The 12,433-nt window shown below is 73.6% G+C and carries 13 protein-coding genes; all 13 read right to left on the bottom strand.

Annotated elements, in window-relative coordinates:
* Positions 1-103: 103 nt before the first annotated feature.
* Positions 104-472: a hypothetical protein gene (locus IH44_RS0109210; protein WP_030458950.1), complete on the bottom strand. Its 369-nt coding sequence runs from the start codon at positions 470-472 to the stop codon at positions 104-106.
* The gene (locus tag IH44_RS0109205; RefSeq protein WP_030458949.1) at positions 469-882 is read right to left on the bottom strand and encodes a hypothetical protein; all 414 of its coding nucleotides are present in this window, start codon (positions 880-882) and stop codon (positions 469-471) included. Before IH44_RS0109205 ends, IH44_RS0109210 begins: the two co-directional genes overlap by 4 nt.
* Positions 883-971: 89 nt before the next feature.
* Positions 972-1,142, bottom strand: coding sequence for a hypothetical protein (locus IH44_RS46350; RefSeq protein ID WP_157852222.1), 171 nt, complete (start codon positions 1,140-1,142; stop codon positions 972-974).
* An 83-nt stretch (positions 1,143-1,225) separates the two neighbouring features.
* Entirely contained in the window at positions 1,226-1,594 is a 369-nt protein-coding gene (locus tag IH44_RS0109195; RefSeq protein ID WP_030458948.1) for a DUF317 domain-containing protein, read from the bottom strand.
* A gap of 228 nt (positions 1,595-1,822) precedes the next feature.
* On the bottom strand, positions 1,823-3,625 hold the full coding sequence (locus IH44_RS0109190; RefSeq protein ID WP_030458947.1) for a hypothetical protein: 1,803 nt from the start codon (positions 3,623-3,625) through the stop codon (positions 1,823-1,825).
* Positions 3,622-4,794: an AAA family ATPase gene (locus IH44_RS0109185; protein WP_198544974.1), complete on the bottom strand. Its 1,173-nt coding sequence runs from the start codon at positions 4,792-4,794 to the stop codon at positions 3,622-3,624. Before IH44_RS0109185 ends, IH44_RS0109190 begins: the two co-directional genes overlap by 4 nt.
* 120 nt (positions 4,795-4,914) lie before the next feature.
* A complete protein-coding gene (locus IH44_RS0109180; RefSeq protein WP_157852220.1) occupies positions 4,915-6,552 on the bottom strand; it encodes a DUF317 domain-containing protein in 1,638 nt (545 codons plus the stop codon).
* Positions 6,553-6,690: 138 nt separating this feature from the next.
* Positions 6,691-7,527: a hypothetical protein gene (locus tag IH44_RS49650; RefSeq protein WP_369794920.1), complete on the bottom strand. Its 837-nt coding sequence runs from the start codon at positions 7,525-7,527 to the stop codon at positions 6,691-6,693.
* A 75-nt stretch (positions 7,528-7,602) separates the two neighbouring features.
* On the bottom strand, positions 7,603-9,117 hold the full coding sequence (locus IH44_RS47180; RefSeq protein ID WP_030458943.1) for a DUF317 domain-containing protein: 1,515 nt from the start codon (positions 9,115-9,117) through the stop codon (positions 7,603-7,605).
* A 145-nt stretch (positions 9,118-9,262) separates the two neighbouring features.
* Positions 9,263-10,042: a hypothetical protein gene (locus IH44_RS47175; protein WP_030458942.1), complete on the bottom strand. Its 780-nt coding sequence runs from the start codon at positions 10,040-10,042 to the stop codon at positions 9,263-9,265.
* A gap of 13 nt (positions 10,043-10,055) precedes the next feature.
* Positions 10,056-10,631, bottom strand: a complete 576-nt coding sequence (locus IH44_RS0109155) for a hypothetical protein (RefSeq protein WP_030458941.1) — start codon at positions 10,629-10,631, stop codon at positions 10,056-10,058.
* Complete coding sequence (locus IH44_RS0109150) at positions 10,628-11,605, bottom strand: DUF317 domain-containing protein (protein ID WP_030458940.1); 978 nt, start codon at positions 11,603-11,605, stop codon at positions 10,628-10,630. The genes IH44_RS0109155 and IH44_RS0109150 overlap by 4 nt, the downstream gene beginning before the upstream one ends.
* A gap of 31 nt (positions 11,606-11,636) precedes the next feature.
* Positions 11,637-12,407 (bottom strand): hypothetical protein, encoded by a 771-nt coding sequence (locus IH44_RS0109145; RefSeq protein WP_030458939.1) that lies wholly within the window; start codon positions 12,405-12,407, stop codon positions 11,637-11,639.
* Between the last annotated feature and the right edge of the window lie 26 nt (positions 12,408-12,433).

Genomic DNA, 12,433 nt, shown 5'->3' with positions numbered 1-12,433 from the left:
GGTCCTTGGGCCGGGCTCTGGTGGACTCCGCGAAACGACACGAAGGGGCGGCACCGCGATTTCTCGCGGTGCCGCCCCTTCACCGTTGCCCCGGCGGGCGTACCTACCGGTCGTGGCGGCGGACGAAGCCGCGCCCGTCCTTCTCGACCTGGCCGGAGTTCCGCAGCCGAGCGAGGCTGAGCCGTACGACCGCGACCCGCAGGCCCAGGTCGGCGGCAAGCTCGTCGGGAGTGGCCGCACCGGAGGCCAGGCCGGCGAGCACCGCACGGTCGGCGTCGGCGTCGAGCCATCTGCTCACGCGGTGAAGCCCGAGGGCGGACACCCCGCACGCGGTCAGTCCGACGGCCGCCGACACGCTGTGGTGCAGCAGACCCGCCGCGACGGCGATGGCACCCGAAGCGGTGGTGAGCACGATCAGCATGACCGCGGCGCGGCGCAGGCCGCGGCGGGAGATGTTCGGGTTGGTGGTCACAGAGCCTCCTGGGGCAGTGGAGCGTAGCGGGACTGGGAGAAGAAGGCGCAGTCGGTGCGGGGAGGGCGGATCCGGCAGACCCGGCAGGGGCGTTCGGGTGTGCCGGGGACGATGTGGTGGTGGCAGAAGGTCCGACCACCATCGTCGGCTCGGACCGGGTGGGCGACGACGAGTTCGGCGAGCTGCTCGGCATCGCTCCACCCGCAGTGGCCCTCGCGGGGATGGGGCCGACCGCTTCCGCCGTCGATTCCGCCGACGGCCAGAAGGTAGCGGTCGGACGGGGCGAGGTAGGCCAGCACGTGGTACCGGGTCCGCTCACCCGCACTGTTCGCGGGACCGTAGGCGGTGCCGAACGCGCGGGCGATGTTGCCGACGCGGTCGCCGAGCGGGTTGAGGGTTTCGGGTTCCAACGGGCCTCCGTGGTCGCGGTGCTCGACGCGGGTGTGCGTCGATGACTGGCCGCCGGGCCGGGGCGCGGCGGCGTGCGAGGAGGCAGTGGTCAGCAGTGCGGGCAGCGCTGGCGGGGAATCCGGTGGCCGGAGGGCTCGACGACGGCCGGGACACGGACGAGCAGGACCCGCGCGACGGCCAGCTGCAGGGTCATCAGGAGCAGCCCGACGCGGACGGCGGCGTGCTCGCTGAGCAGCAGAGCGTGGAGGGCCAGGCCCACGGCGGCGGCGCTGATCAGGTACTCGGCGACGGCGAGGCGGCGACGGGCAGGCAGGCGGAGAGTGCGAGGGATGGCGCGTCCTTTCAGGAGGGCGACGAGGCGGTGGTGGACGGGCGGGGGGTGGAGCGGGCGACCATGGAGGTGAGGAGGTCGATGACCAGCTCGGCGGGGGTGTGCCGGTTGAAGGTGGCGCGCCAGCCGGGCTGCCGGGCGGTGCCGCTCAGCGCGATGATCCAGGTGTCGACGTGCGGGTTGTCCGGCTGGTAGCCGACGTAGACCTGGGTGCACGGCGACGCGGCGTGCAGGCCGCCCTCGGCGTCGATCACCCACGACCAGCCGTGCTCGTAGAGGAAGGTGCCGATGGCGTTCGGGTTGCCCTCGCCGAGCGGCCAGGTGCGGTGGGCGATGGCGTCGCCGGGACGGGGACCGCGGACAACGGGGGCGGAGATCACGACGGACAGAGGGGCCCTCCTTCGGGCTGGCGCTACGAGGTCGTCCATGTTGACTTGGACTGCCCCGATTCGCGTAGTCCTTTCCAGGGGTTGCTGTCTGCCGCAGGCGAACATGCCGAAGACCCAGCCGGAGAGACGACTGGGTCATGGCGGCGCAGGCCGCAAGCCACCGCGCTGAGCGCCGGACCGAGGGGCGGTTCTTCGCCACGCCCTGGCTCGGCCGGCGTCTCAGCGTGTCCTGCGGATGGCGTCGGTCGCCGCCTTGGCGATGGCAGCGGGAGCGCTGGATGGCCGGGGCAGGTGGAGCAGGGTGGTCCCCGGCAGGTGGCGGGACTCCTTGTTGAGGGTGATCTGGAGGACGGCGCAGCCGGCGGTGCTGAGGCGCTGGATACGGGTGACGGCATTGGCGGTTTCGTTGGGGGTGTACTGGGCGTCGGTGACGATCACCAGGAGGCGGCCGGCGCCGGGGCGGCTGAGGTCGAGGCCGTGGTCGAGAGCGTCGAGGGCGTCGCCGAGGTTGTGGCTGGCGCCGCGGGCGTCGAACGTGGTCACCCGCGCAGGCGCCCGGTGGGTGGGCCGGGTCAGGGCGGTCAGATGCGTGTCGTAGGCGATGGTGGCGGTGCGAGAGTCGGGGTCGGTCAGGGCCGCTGCGCGGGCCACGATCCAGGCGGCGGACGCGACGGGGCCGCAGGCGGCGCGCATGGAGCCGGAGACGTCCACCGCGATCCCCACCCGCAACGGCGGGGTGGGAGAGTGGCGACGCCGGGTGTGGGTGAACGGTTCGGCAGTGGGCACCGAGCCGGCCGCGCGCTGGGCGTCGCGGGCGAGGGCCCGGCCCATGTTGAGCCGGCCGGGTGGGGTGGGGCTGGTGGTCTGCTCCTCCGTCCGCTCGCGGTAGGCAGCGGCCCGGAGCGCGCGGCTCAGGCGCGCCGCTGCGGTCTGCTCAGCGGCGGTAGGCCGGCGGCTGCCGATGACAGGGCTGCTGTAGGGCGCCGGTGTGCCGTCGGGGTTGACGGTGCCGCCGCCGGAGTTGAAGACGGACCTCGCGGTGGCGGCGGCCTGGCGGCGCCGGCTGGCCTGCTGGGCGCGATCGTTGGCCTGTGCCCTTGACCGGGTGGCCATGGCGTTGTCCGCGGCGGCCTGTGCCGCGAGGTCGGCGGCGTCGTTGGCGGCCATGCTGTCCATGACGACCACCACGGCGCCGGACAGCAGATCGGTGAGGTCCTCCGGCGGGGCGGGCAGGGACGGTGCAGCGGCGTCCAGAGCCTCGCACCAGTCCTGGGCGTGCGCGAGCATGGTCGTGGCGTCGTGGTCGGCGCACTGGTGGGCCGCGGTCCAGATGCCGGTGAGGGTGGCCAGCAGGTCGGCGCCGAGCACCTGTTCGCAAAGGTTGGCGACGGCGCGGGTCTCGCCGGGGTCCAGGATGCCGACGTCACGGCGGCCGAGGATCAGGGCCGCCACGCTGGCGGCGTGCTCGATGCCCTGGAAGCTCGGGTTGGCGATGTCGGGCATGACCAGGGTCCGGGCGCTGGTACGCAGGTACGTGCGGTCCGTCGGACGCCTGGTCAGGTGGGCGCCTTCGACACGGCTCTCCTCCAGCAGGAGCGCGGCCTCGACGATCCGGGGGTCCGCGCCGGTCGGCTCCGTCCATACGGAATGGGCGGCGTGGGCGGCCTCGTGGACGAACACCCCCCAGGCGGCCGGATACTTCTCCTCGTCGCCCGGGATCCGCGGATGGACTTCGTGGGGTTGGAGGGGGGCGAACAGCTCGGCGTCGAACTCGACCTCCCCCAGCATGGGGAAGTAGGCGGCCGGTGCGCCGCTGCGGGTGCCGGGGCGGCAGGTGACGAGCAGGTCCTGGCGGCCGGACAGGGCGACGAGCCGGTCGCCGAGCTCGGCTCCCACGCGCAGCCACGCGGCCGGGGAGGAACGCGGCTGGGCGGGCGGAGCACCGTCGTCGTCCCAGCGCGCGAGATCGGCGGCGTCGTCGGGCGCGGGGGCGGAGGACTGGACGTGGTGGTGAGCGCTCATCGCTGGCGGCCCCGGTTCGCGGAGGCGGTGCTGACCGGGGTCTGCCGTGCAGCCGCCGCGGTCGCGGCGGAGAGCTGCTTGCCGAGGGTGAGGGGCGCGAGCTGCTTGACCCCGACGGCCTTGCTGACGGCCTCGGCGACGGCGTCGCGGTCCTCGATGGGCGCGATTCCGACCAGGTTCGCGAGCGCCGCCCGGGTACCGAGGACGGCCTCGGTCTTCTGGTAGCTGAGCAGCTCGCGCAGCTGAGGGGCCCAGCCCAGCTCCCCGAGTTCGACCTGCTTGGCGAGGTTTCGGGCAACCCGGACCACCCGGGCGTCGATCCGCAGGGCCAGGGCGAGGTCGTAGTCCGTGCCGACCTGGATCTGCACGCTGAACCGGCTCGCGAGCGCCTCCGTGAGCACGGCGCCGTGCACGCCCGGATTGTGGCCCGCCACCACGTAGAAGCCGGCCTTGGCCTGGATCGTCTCGCCCTTGTGCGCCTTGACCTGGATCTGCCGACGTCCGTCCATGGCCGGGTACAAGGACGCCAGGACCTTGGGGGAGATCAGGGTGGCGTCGTCGATCAGCAGGGCTCGGCCTTCCTGCATGGCGGTGACCAATGGGCCGTACTGGAAGACGTACCGCCCGTCGTCGTCCTGGGTGTACTCGCCGATCAGGTCGCCGACCGTGGTGTCGCCGTCGCCGGCGACGGTGAGCAGGTCCGGGAACGCGGCCTCCACTAGGGACGTCTTGCCGGTGCCCGGAGGCCCGTAGAGCAGTACCGGTATGTCGGCGTCGCGCAGACGCGCCAGCGCCTCGACGTCGGGAAGGTCGGCCAACTCGCGGGGGTGGTAGAGCTGTCCCCCTGCGCGGCGGATCGGGCCGGTGTGCTTTGGTGCGGGTGCGGGTGCGGGTGCGGGTGCGGGTGCGGGTGCGGGTGCGGGTGCGGTCGTGCGGGCCGTGGCCGCGGCGGCGCGAGGAGAGTGGGTGCCTGGTGGGCTGATCACCGCGACCCGCGCGGCGGCGGCCGTCTTCCCGTTCGCGCGGAACCTCGGCCCGGCACCAGGCTGGTCGGCCTCGCCACGACGCACCAGGGTCTTGACCGCTTGCTGGACAGCGCCGTGGGAGTGGCCCAACGCCCTGCATATCTCCCCGATGGTGAGCGTGTCCGCCGGCCGGTCGGCCAACATGCCTGCGACTTTGGCCCGCAGCTCGCCGGGCTTGGCCTTCACTGGCTTGACGGCCGGTCCGGGTGTAGTCAAAGCGAAGATCCTCCAAGGGGGTTGACGCTGGCAAGGTGCGCCCGGTGATCAGCGGGCGAGCTTCCGCGGGGACGTTGGGGTGGTGGTGGCGGCCGAGGAGCTGGGTGCAGCCGACGTGGGCGCGCTGCCGGAGAGGGCAGCGGCCCGCCGCTCCGTCGGGGTGGCCCGGTCCTCGGCGGTGACCGGGTTGACCGGGGTGACGATCGCGACCTTCCGGTCGGTCGCGTCGAGGTGGAGTCCGGTGGTGCTGCGCACAAGGGGGTCGGGGGAGGCGAGGTCGCGGCAGAGGGCGGAGGCGAGGCGTGAGGGGGTGTTCGCGCTGATCTCCGCCAGCCAGTACCCCCGGGCCCGGTAGCAGCTGATGCGGGCGGCGGGCTTGCCGCGCAGGTCGTGCAGGGCGGTCGGGACGTCGCATTGGGCGTTGACGTAGCCGTCGGGCGAGCGGAAGGAGACGGCTCCGCGGGGGTCGACTTCGCTCTTCCACCCGGCCTCGGCCAGGGGCAGGAAGCCCAGGCCCAGGACGCCCGGTTGGAACGGTGCTCGGGTGTCCGGTCCGGCTTCGTCCAGGATGGCGAGTGCCTCGTCGACGACGCCGGCGATCAGCTCGGGTGGGACGAGGTCGCCGCTGGTGATGCGCCAGGCGACGCCCGCTCCCCGGTGCTGGGCACCCCAGACCCGCCAGGCGGCGCTCTGCCGCGTCGGACTGTCGGTGCCGTCGGGCCAGGCGAGCCCGAGCCTTCCGCACGGGCTGGTCATCGAGTTCGTGTCCACCGTCCAGCCCAGGGAGGCGAGATGCCCCTTGATCTGGTCGGCACCGCCTCGGCCGGGGCCGGCGTAGTGGCGGGGGGTCACGGTGACCAGGGCCGGTTCGGGGTCGGTGCCACGCGGTGGTTCGGCGGCGGTCGGGGCGGTGGTGGTCGGCAGGGGGTTCTCCAGGTCGGGCGGGAGGTCCGGGGCCGCCAGCAGGGGGCGCCACCGGGGCAGAGAGGCGGAGGCGGCGGGTTCGATCGTGACCCGGGCCAGGTGGTGGGCGGGGATCTCGCTGCGGCGGCGCAGCGCTGTGTCCGAGGCCAGCGTCACCGCGGCCGTGCGCAGGATCGCCTCGGGAGTCCACGGCGAGGCGATGACCTCCCACGCCAGCTCGGAGCTGGTGTTGCCCAGGCTGAAGGCGAGCGTGCGCTCCGGGTGGGAGGGGACCAGGAGGCTGGCGGAGGTGCCGGGCGAGTGGATGAACGTCCGCCATGGGCTCCGCTCGATCGTCCATCCGGCGTCGGAGAGGATCCGCTCGATGTCGTCGCCGGCCCTGCGGTCGGCAAGGACGCTGGCTGGGTCGCTCTCGAGCCGGCCAGCGGCGTCCAGGACGAGACCGTGGGAGAGCTCGTAGGGCGTCCTGGGGCTGAACCAGGCACACCAGAGCTCTGTGGCGTCCTCCTCCCCGCTGTCGTAGGCGGAGAGCTTCCAGTGGTTCTGGAGGATGCGGCGGCCGAGGGGGAAGTCGCCGCGCTCCAGGGCCATGCGGAGGCACGGGCTGACGAGCAACGGTTCTTCGGGGGTGCTGTCCGGGTCGTGCTCCCACCCGTACGCGGTGATGAGGTGGTCGCCGAGGTCGCTGGGGGCGGTGCCGGTGCCGGCCAGCTCCAAGGGGCGGACCGCGACCAACGGGTCGATATCGGTATCGGTGGGCAAGTAGGTCTCCAGGAGCAGGGGCACCCGCGGTCACGGCGAGGCTGCGGTCGGGTTGGAACCAGTCCGGGTGCTCCAGCCGGTCCAGTCGGTCGCTCAAGTGGGCAGGCACAAGCGGCCGGAGCTACCGGGACGGGCTGATCAACGGGATCGAGGCGGCGCGGTCAGCCCGATCACGGGCACCTGGGCCGCGACGCCCGGTCCCTTGGCTCCCGGCTTCGGCTGTGCCGGGGCGGTGCGAGCGGCGTCGGCTCGGGAGGTCGTGTCTCCGTCGCGCACGGGCGTGCTCGGCAGGGGGGTACCGTCAGCGCTCACCGGCTGGCCGAGGGCTCCGTCCAGGCGCACGGGGTAGCCGACGGCGAGCAGCTCGCTGGCTGCCGAGCAGGCCCGTGGGTCCGGCCCATGCTGGTTTCCGTCGGCGGGAAGCCGCAGCCAGGATTCGCCCGAGCGAAGGTGGACCGCCTCGAAGCCGGCCCGCAGCAGGATCCGCTGGGCGGCGGGGTCGTAGCCAGTGGCGGTGATCTCGCCGGCGTCGGTGCGCAGGATCGTCACACGGGGCCGGGCAGCGCGCTCCGGAGCCGACCGGGCCGCCGGGTGGGCGGGCGACGGCTCGGTGGGATCGGGCTCGCGGGAGCGGGCAGCCGACAGCGCTTCCAGCACTGCCATCCGGCAGTCCCACACTTCCTCGCCGAGCCGGGCCAGGGCGTGCATGAGCCGGTGCGCCGGGACGGAGTCCGGATCGGGGTGGGTTTCGTCGAGGTCGGGGTCGACCGCGGCGCGTGCGCGGTCGAGCAGCCGCTCGGCGGCGTGGAGCAGACCTCCGTCCTGCAGGAGGTCTCCCAGCAGTTGGTCCAGCTGATCCGTCTCGATGGTGGCGAGATGGTCAGCGAGATCGTGCAGCGTCGCGGCGCTGGCGTTGACGTGGACGACGGAGTCGAGAGGGTGCGAGGGCAGGATTTCTCCAGGTTGTCGGCTCAAGTGATCAAAGGGCTCGAATCCCCGGTACCAGCCGTGCTCCAGGGAGCGGGACTCGGAGGCGGGCGGCCGATGGCCTCACCGCTGCAGGTGGCTTGAGGTCGCGGGCACGGAGACCGTGAGGACGACCGGTACGGCGGGGCTCGCCGCAGCGCCGGCGGGCAGGGAGCGGGTGACGGCCGCGGCCCGGCGGCTGGTGGAGGTGGTGAGGGACTGCGCGGTGACCGGGGTGACGACGGCGACCTCCCGGTCGGTGGCGTCCAGGCGCAGGTGATCGGGATCACGAATCAGAGGGCCTGGGTCGGCGACGTCGCGGCACAGGGCGGCGGCCAGCCGGGAGGGGGTGTTCGCGCTGATCTCGACCTCCCAGAATCCGAGCGCCCGGCGGCAGGAGATGCGGGCGGCCGGGCGGCCTCGGAGTTCGTACAGGGCGTCCGGGGGCCCGCAGCGGGCGCTGAGGAGTCCGTCGGGAGACTCGAAGGCGGCGGCGCCCTTGGGCGTGACCTCGCTGGTCCAGCCTGCGGCTGCCAGCGGCAGGAACCCCAACGCCAGGACGCCGGCCTCGAACGGCGGCCGGCCGGCCTGGTCGGCCTCGTCCAGCATCGTGGTCGCCTCGCCGATCAGACCTTCGATGATCTCCTGGGGAACCAGCCGCCAGCCGGTGACCCGCCAGGCGACGCCCGCGCCGCGGTGCTGGGTGCCCCAGATGCGCCACGGTGCGTACGTCCGCTCGCGCCCCCAGCCTCGCGGCTTGTCCGACTCCGTGGGCCAGGCGACGCCCAGCCGGCCGCACGCGCTGGTGAGAACGCCTTCGCCACGGACCCAGCCCTCGGCCTCGAGACGGTGCCGTAGCCGCTCGACGTCGCCGACCCCGGGCCCGGCGTAGTGGCGAGGGGTGACCGCGACCAACGCCGGTGGCGGGCTGGGCTGTTCAGCAATGGCCTCGTTCGAGCCGGTGGTCGTGAGCGTCCCTTCGGCGGCGTGCTCGGGCAGCAGTGCCGCCCAGCGAGACGGGAAGGCGGTGCTGGCCGGGGCGGTCGAGACCCGCTCTCGGTGGTCGGCGGGGATCTCGCTGCGGCGGCGCACCGCCGAGTCGTCGACCAGGGCCGTCGCCATGACCCGCAGTAGCACCTCCGGTGTCCGGGGCGACATGGAGACCGACCAGGCCAGTTCGGAACTGGTGTTGTTCATGCTGAACGACAGGGCCCGCTCAGGGAGTTCGTAGGTGTGGGCCGCGCCGGTGTTGCCGGTGGGGGTGATCATGCGAACGCCGGGAAGAGGGTGTTCCCGCTCCATCCAGCCGCAAGCCGCGAGCAGCTCGCCCGCGTCGTCGGCCACGTCCCGGCGGACCAGGACGCTGCTCGGCTCGCGGTCCAGGCGCCGGGCTGTCTCCAGCACGAAGCCGTAGGTGAGTTCGTGCGGTGTCTGAGGGCTGAAGCACGCCCACCACAGCCACTCCGCGGCCGGCGACTCGCGGGCGGTGAGCATCCAGTTGTCGGCCAGCAGGAGGTTGCCGGACAGGAAGTCGCCGTGCTGCAGCCGCAGCCGCCCGCAGGGAGTCTCCAACTGCGGGTTCTCGCCGCCGGAGACCACCCGCCACTGGTACTCGGCGGTGAGGTGGCGCAGGAGGTCGAACGGCGCGGTGCCGGGGCCGGCGAGTTCCAGCGGGCGGACGGCGACCAGGTCGTCGGTGTCGGGATCGGCAGGCAGCGAGGTCTCCAGGAGCGAGGGACGGGGGTCAGGACGGGCGGCGCCGCAGAGCCGACACGGACGTGGTGCTGCCGGTGCGCGGCCGGTCGGACGGCGGCAGCGGGGCGGAGACCGGCCGGGCCGCGGTGCTCCGGGCGCGAGCCGCGCCAGAACGTCCGGTGCGCGGTGGCCGTTCGGCGAGCGTCTGGGTGGTCAGCAGGCCCTGGTGCCGCGCCGGGAGCTGCCCGGCCCGGCGGACGACCGGGGCCAGAAGGGCGGCGGTCGCGGCGGTCAGCAGTGGCTCGGGAGCGGTCGCGCCGAACCGCACCGTCCACGTGCCCTTCTCGGCGGCACCGGTCAGCATCACCTCGCTGCCCGGGGCCTCCAGCGGGAAGGAGAGGGCTGCGTGGCGGTCGGGGGCGGAGACCAGCTCGTAGCCGTCCCGCTGGTGTCCGGACCAGCCGGCCGCGAGCAGTGCCGCGCGGGCGTGGTGGCCGGCGAGGCGGCCGGTGCCGGTGAATAGGTCCGGGGCGTGGCGGAGGCCGGTGGCGGCCTCGTCGAGCAGGGCGCGGGTGACCTCGGCAGGCACCTGGTGGCAGAAGCCGACCGACCAGCCGATCCCGTTCAGGGACAGAGGGGCCGTGCCCGATCCAGTGGAGAGGGCGATGCCGGTGGTGCCGCTCACGAGGACGACGTGGGTGGGCGAGTTGTAGGGGCGGAACCAGCCGTGCTCGGTGGTGAGGAGGGAGGCCAGGTCGGCGTCGCCGGGCCCGGCGAGGTGGGCGGGCCGGACGGAGAGGAGCGGGTCGGTGGAGACAGCAGTTGGCACAAATCTCGTTCGGTCAGGGGGCTGGGACTCGGTCTCGGCCCGGAATCGGGGTGGCCGGGCTCATAGGCCCGGCGGAGTAGACGACGACCGGGGTGGTGCCGGTCGGCAGGCTGGTGCGGGCGGTGGCGGCGCGGACCCGGCGGTACCCGTCGTCGGAAGGCTGCCCGGGATGGACCCCGCGTTCCTCGGCCAGCAGCAGGGCGTAGCCGAGCCGGGGTAGGAGCCGGCGGCGGACCGTCTCGGCCGCCTGGGCCGGTGACCCGCTGACGGTCAGGCCGAAGGGCGTCAGGTCCTCCACCGCCCCCGGGTCCGTGCCGGTGGGGACCAGCGGGGCGATCAGGTAGCGGCTCTGGCGGAGCGGGCGCGGGAGAACGACCAGCTCCCGGCCCTGCACGTCACGGAGCATCCCGAGACGGTCGTTGGCGAACTCCAGCAGGGCCCATTGAGTGATCCCGAGGTCCCAGAGCCGCTCGTACACCTCGGTCAGAGCCGCCGATGTGCGCACGTCCGCCAGTGCCGGCCGCCAGGTACCGGGAAGTCGGCCGGCCACCGCTTCGGTGAACGCCTCCAGGGCGCGGTCGTCCCTCACCGCAGCCGCCTCCGGTCCACGGGGGCAGTCCGCAAAGGTCCGGCCGGATCAGGCAGCGGAGTACGGGAGGCCGGTGCGGTGCCCGAGCGGGCGGCGCTGGCCGCCACCCGCTCGACGTCGCGGGGCCCGGCCGGGGACGGCGGGCTGACGGCCACCGGGGCCTCCAGGCCGTCGCCGTCGGCGAGGAGTTCGGCCGCGGTCGGCAGAGCGGCGCGGGCCTCGGCTTCGCGCCGGTCGACCTCGGCCTGCTCGGCGAGGGCCCGGGCGAGCACCCGTCGGGGCAGGTCGTCACTCACGCGGACGAGCGGGCTGTTGTCGACGACGGCGCCGTTCACGGCGGCGATCAGGTGCAGTGGCGTGCACGAGCTGAATCCGGCGCTCCACCCCACATCTGGGTCGCCCGGAACGATCCGCCAGGTGAAGCCGCGCTGTACGTCGGCGGCCAGCTCGACCGCCGGGTCGACGAGCGGGGCGACCTCGTACTCGACCTCGCCGTCGCCCGACCTGGTCAGCCAGAAGCCGTCGGTGTAGGACGTCGGCCAACCCGCCTCGGAGAGAGGCTCGTTGGCGTCTGCCCAGGTGCCCTCCATTGACACGAATGTGCCCGCGGTGTCGTTGACGGTGTCGAAGTGGAGGGAGTCGGCCAGCTGGCCGAGGAACGCCTCGATGATCTCCGGCGGGGTGGTCCGGCTGAATCCGCCGCGCCAGGCGGGGATGGCGAACGGATCCAGGGCCGCGGTGACCTGCCACGCCTGTTCCTGGCCGGGCCGGTACCCGACGCGGACGCGATGGCACGGGCTGGTGGCGATCACCTCGGTGAGGTCTGGGCCGAGGGCCGTGACGTGCCACCCTGACCCGCGCAGCGGCCCGAAGGCGGTGTCGACGGCCTCCCGGTCGCCGGGGCCGGCCAGGTAGCGGGGGCGGACCAGGATCTCGGTGTCGGGGTCGTGGTGCGGCAGGTAGGTGTCGGGCAAGGGCCAGAGCTCCAAAGGGTGGTGAGGCGTGTCAGCGGCCGTGGGGGCGGCGGGCGTTGGGCATGGTCGGCGGCGGCGCCGGGGCTTGCGCGGGCGAGGGCTGGACCGGCGCGACGCGAAGCCGGGCGGCCTGGGTACGGGGGGACGCGGGAAGGGGCGCGGAGGTGTCCCGGGTCCACTCGTATGCGGCTTCGAGGCTGGCGAACTGCCCGCGGCGCACCGTGTAGGCGGGGTTCTGGTCGTCGGGCAGCCGCCAGATGAAGACCTCCGCCGGGCCGGGAGGCTGCTCGGTGTCGGTGGCGATCACCCAGGTCTCGTACGGCGGTTCGTGGCGGCTGAAGGTGTCGTGGACCTCGAACCGCTCGCCGCTGGTGCGCAGGAAGTCCTCCAGCCGCTCGGTCTCGGCGTCCAGCGGATCGCTCCACCCCTGCGGCTCCAGGACCCTGCTGGGGTCCGCCCCGCGTCCGACCAGCCAGTTCTGCGCGAGCGGGATCAGCGCGTGGGAGGTCATGCTGGCCCGGACCGTGCGGGTGCTCGGGTCGCGGTCGAAGTGGGCGGCGATGAGCTGCGGTGCCCCGGGGCGCTCGTTGTAAACGGCGTACGAGTCGAGCAGGAGGAAGTAGTCGTGCAACCGCGCCCCTGGGCGGCGCAAGGTGTCCGACGCCCACTGCTTCGCGATGATCCACAGCGAACTCTCGGGGTCGAACAGCCGGTTGATGGTCCGGGCCGTCTCGGGGTCGACCGCGTCCAACTCGTCGAGGTCGAGTTCGTCGCGGGCGTCGTGGAAGGAGGCGATGTACAACGGGCGGTCTTTCTGATCAGGTCAGC

The sequence above is a fragment of the Kitasatospora sp. NRRL B-11411 genome, from assembly GCF_000721345.1.
GTDB classification, from domain to species: Bacteria; Actinomycetota; Actinomycetes; order Streptomycetales; family Streptomycetaceae; genus Kitasatospora; species Kitasatospora cineracea.
The sequence above is the reverse complement of the archived record's forward strand: the minus strand, read 5'-3'. Positions and strand labels throughout refer to the sequence as shown.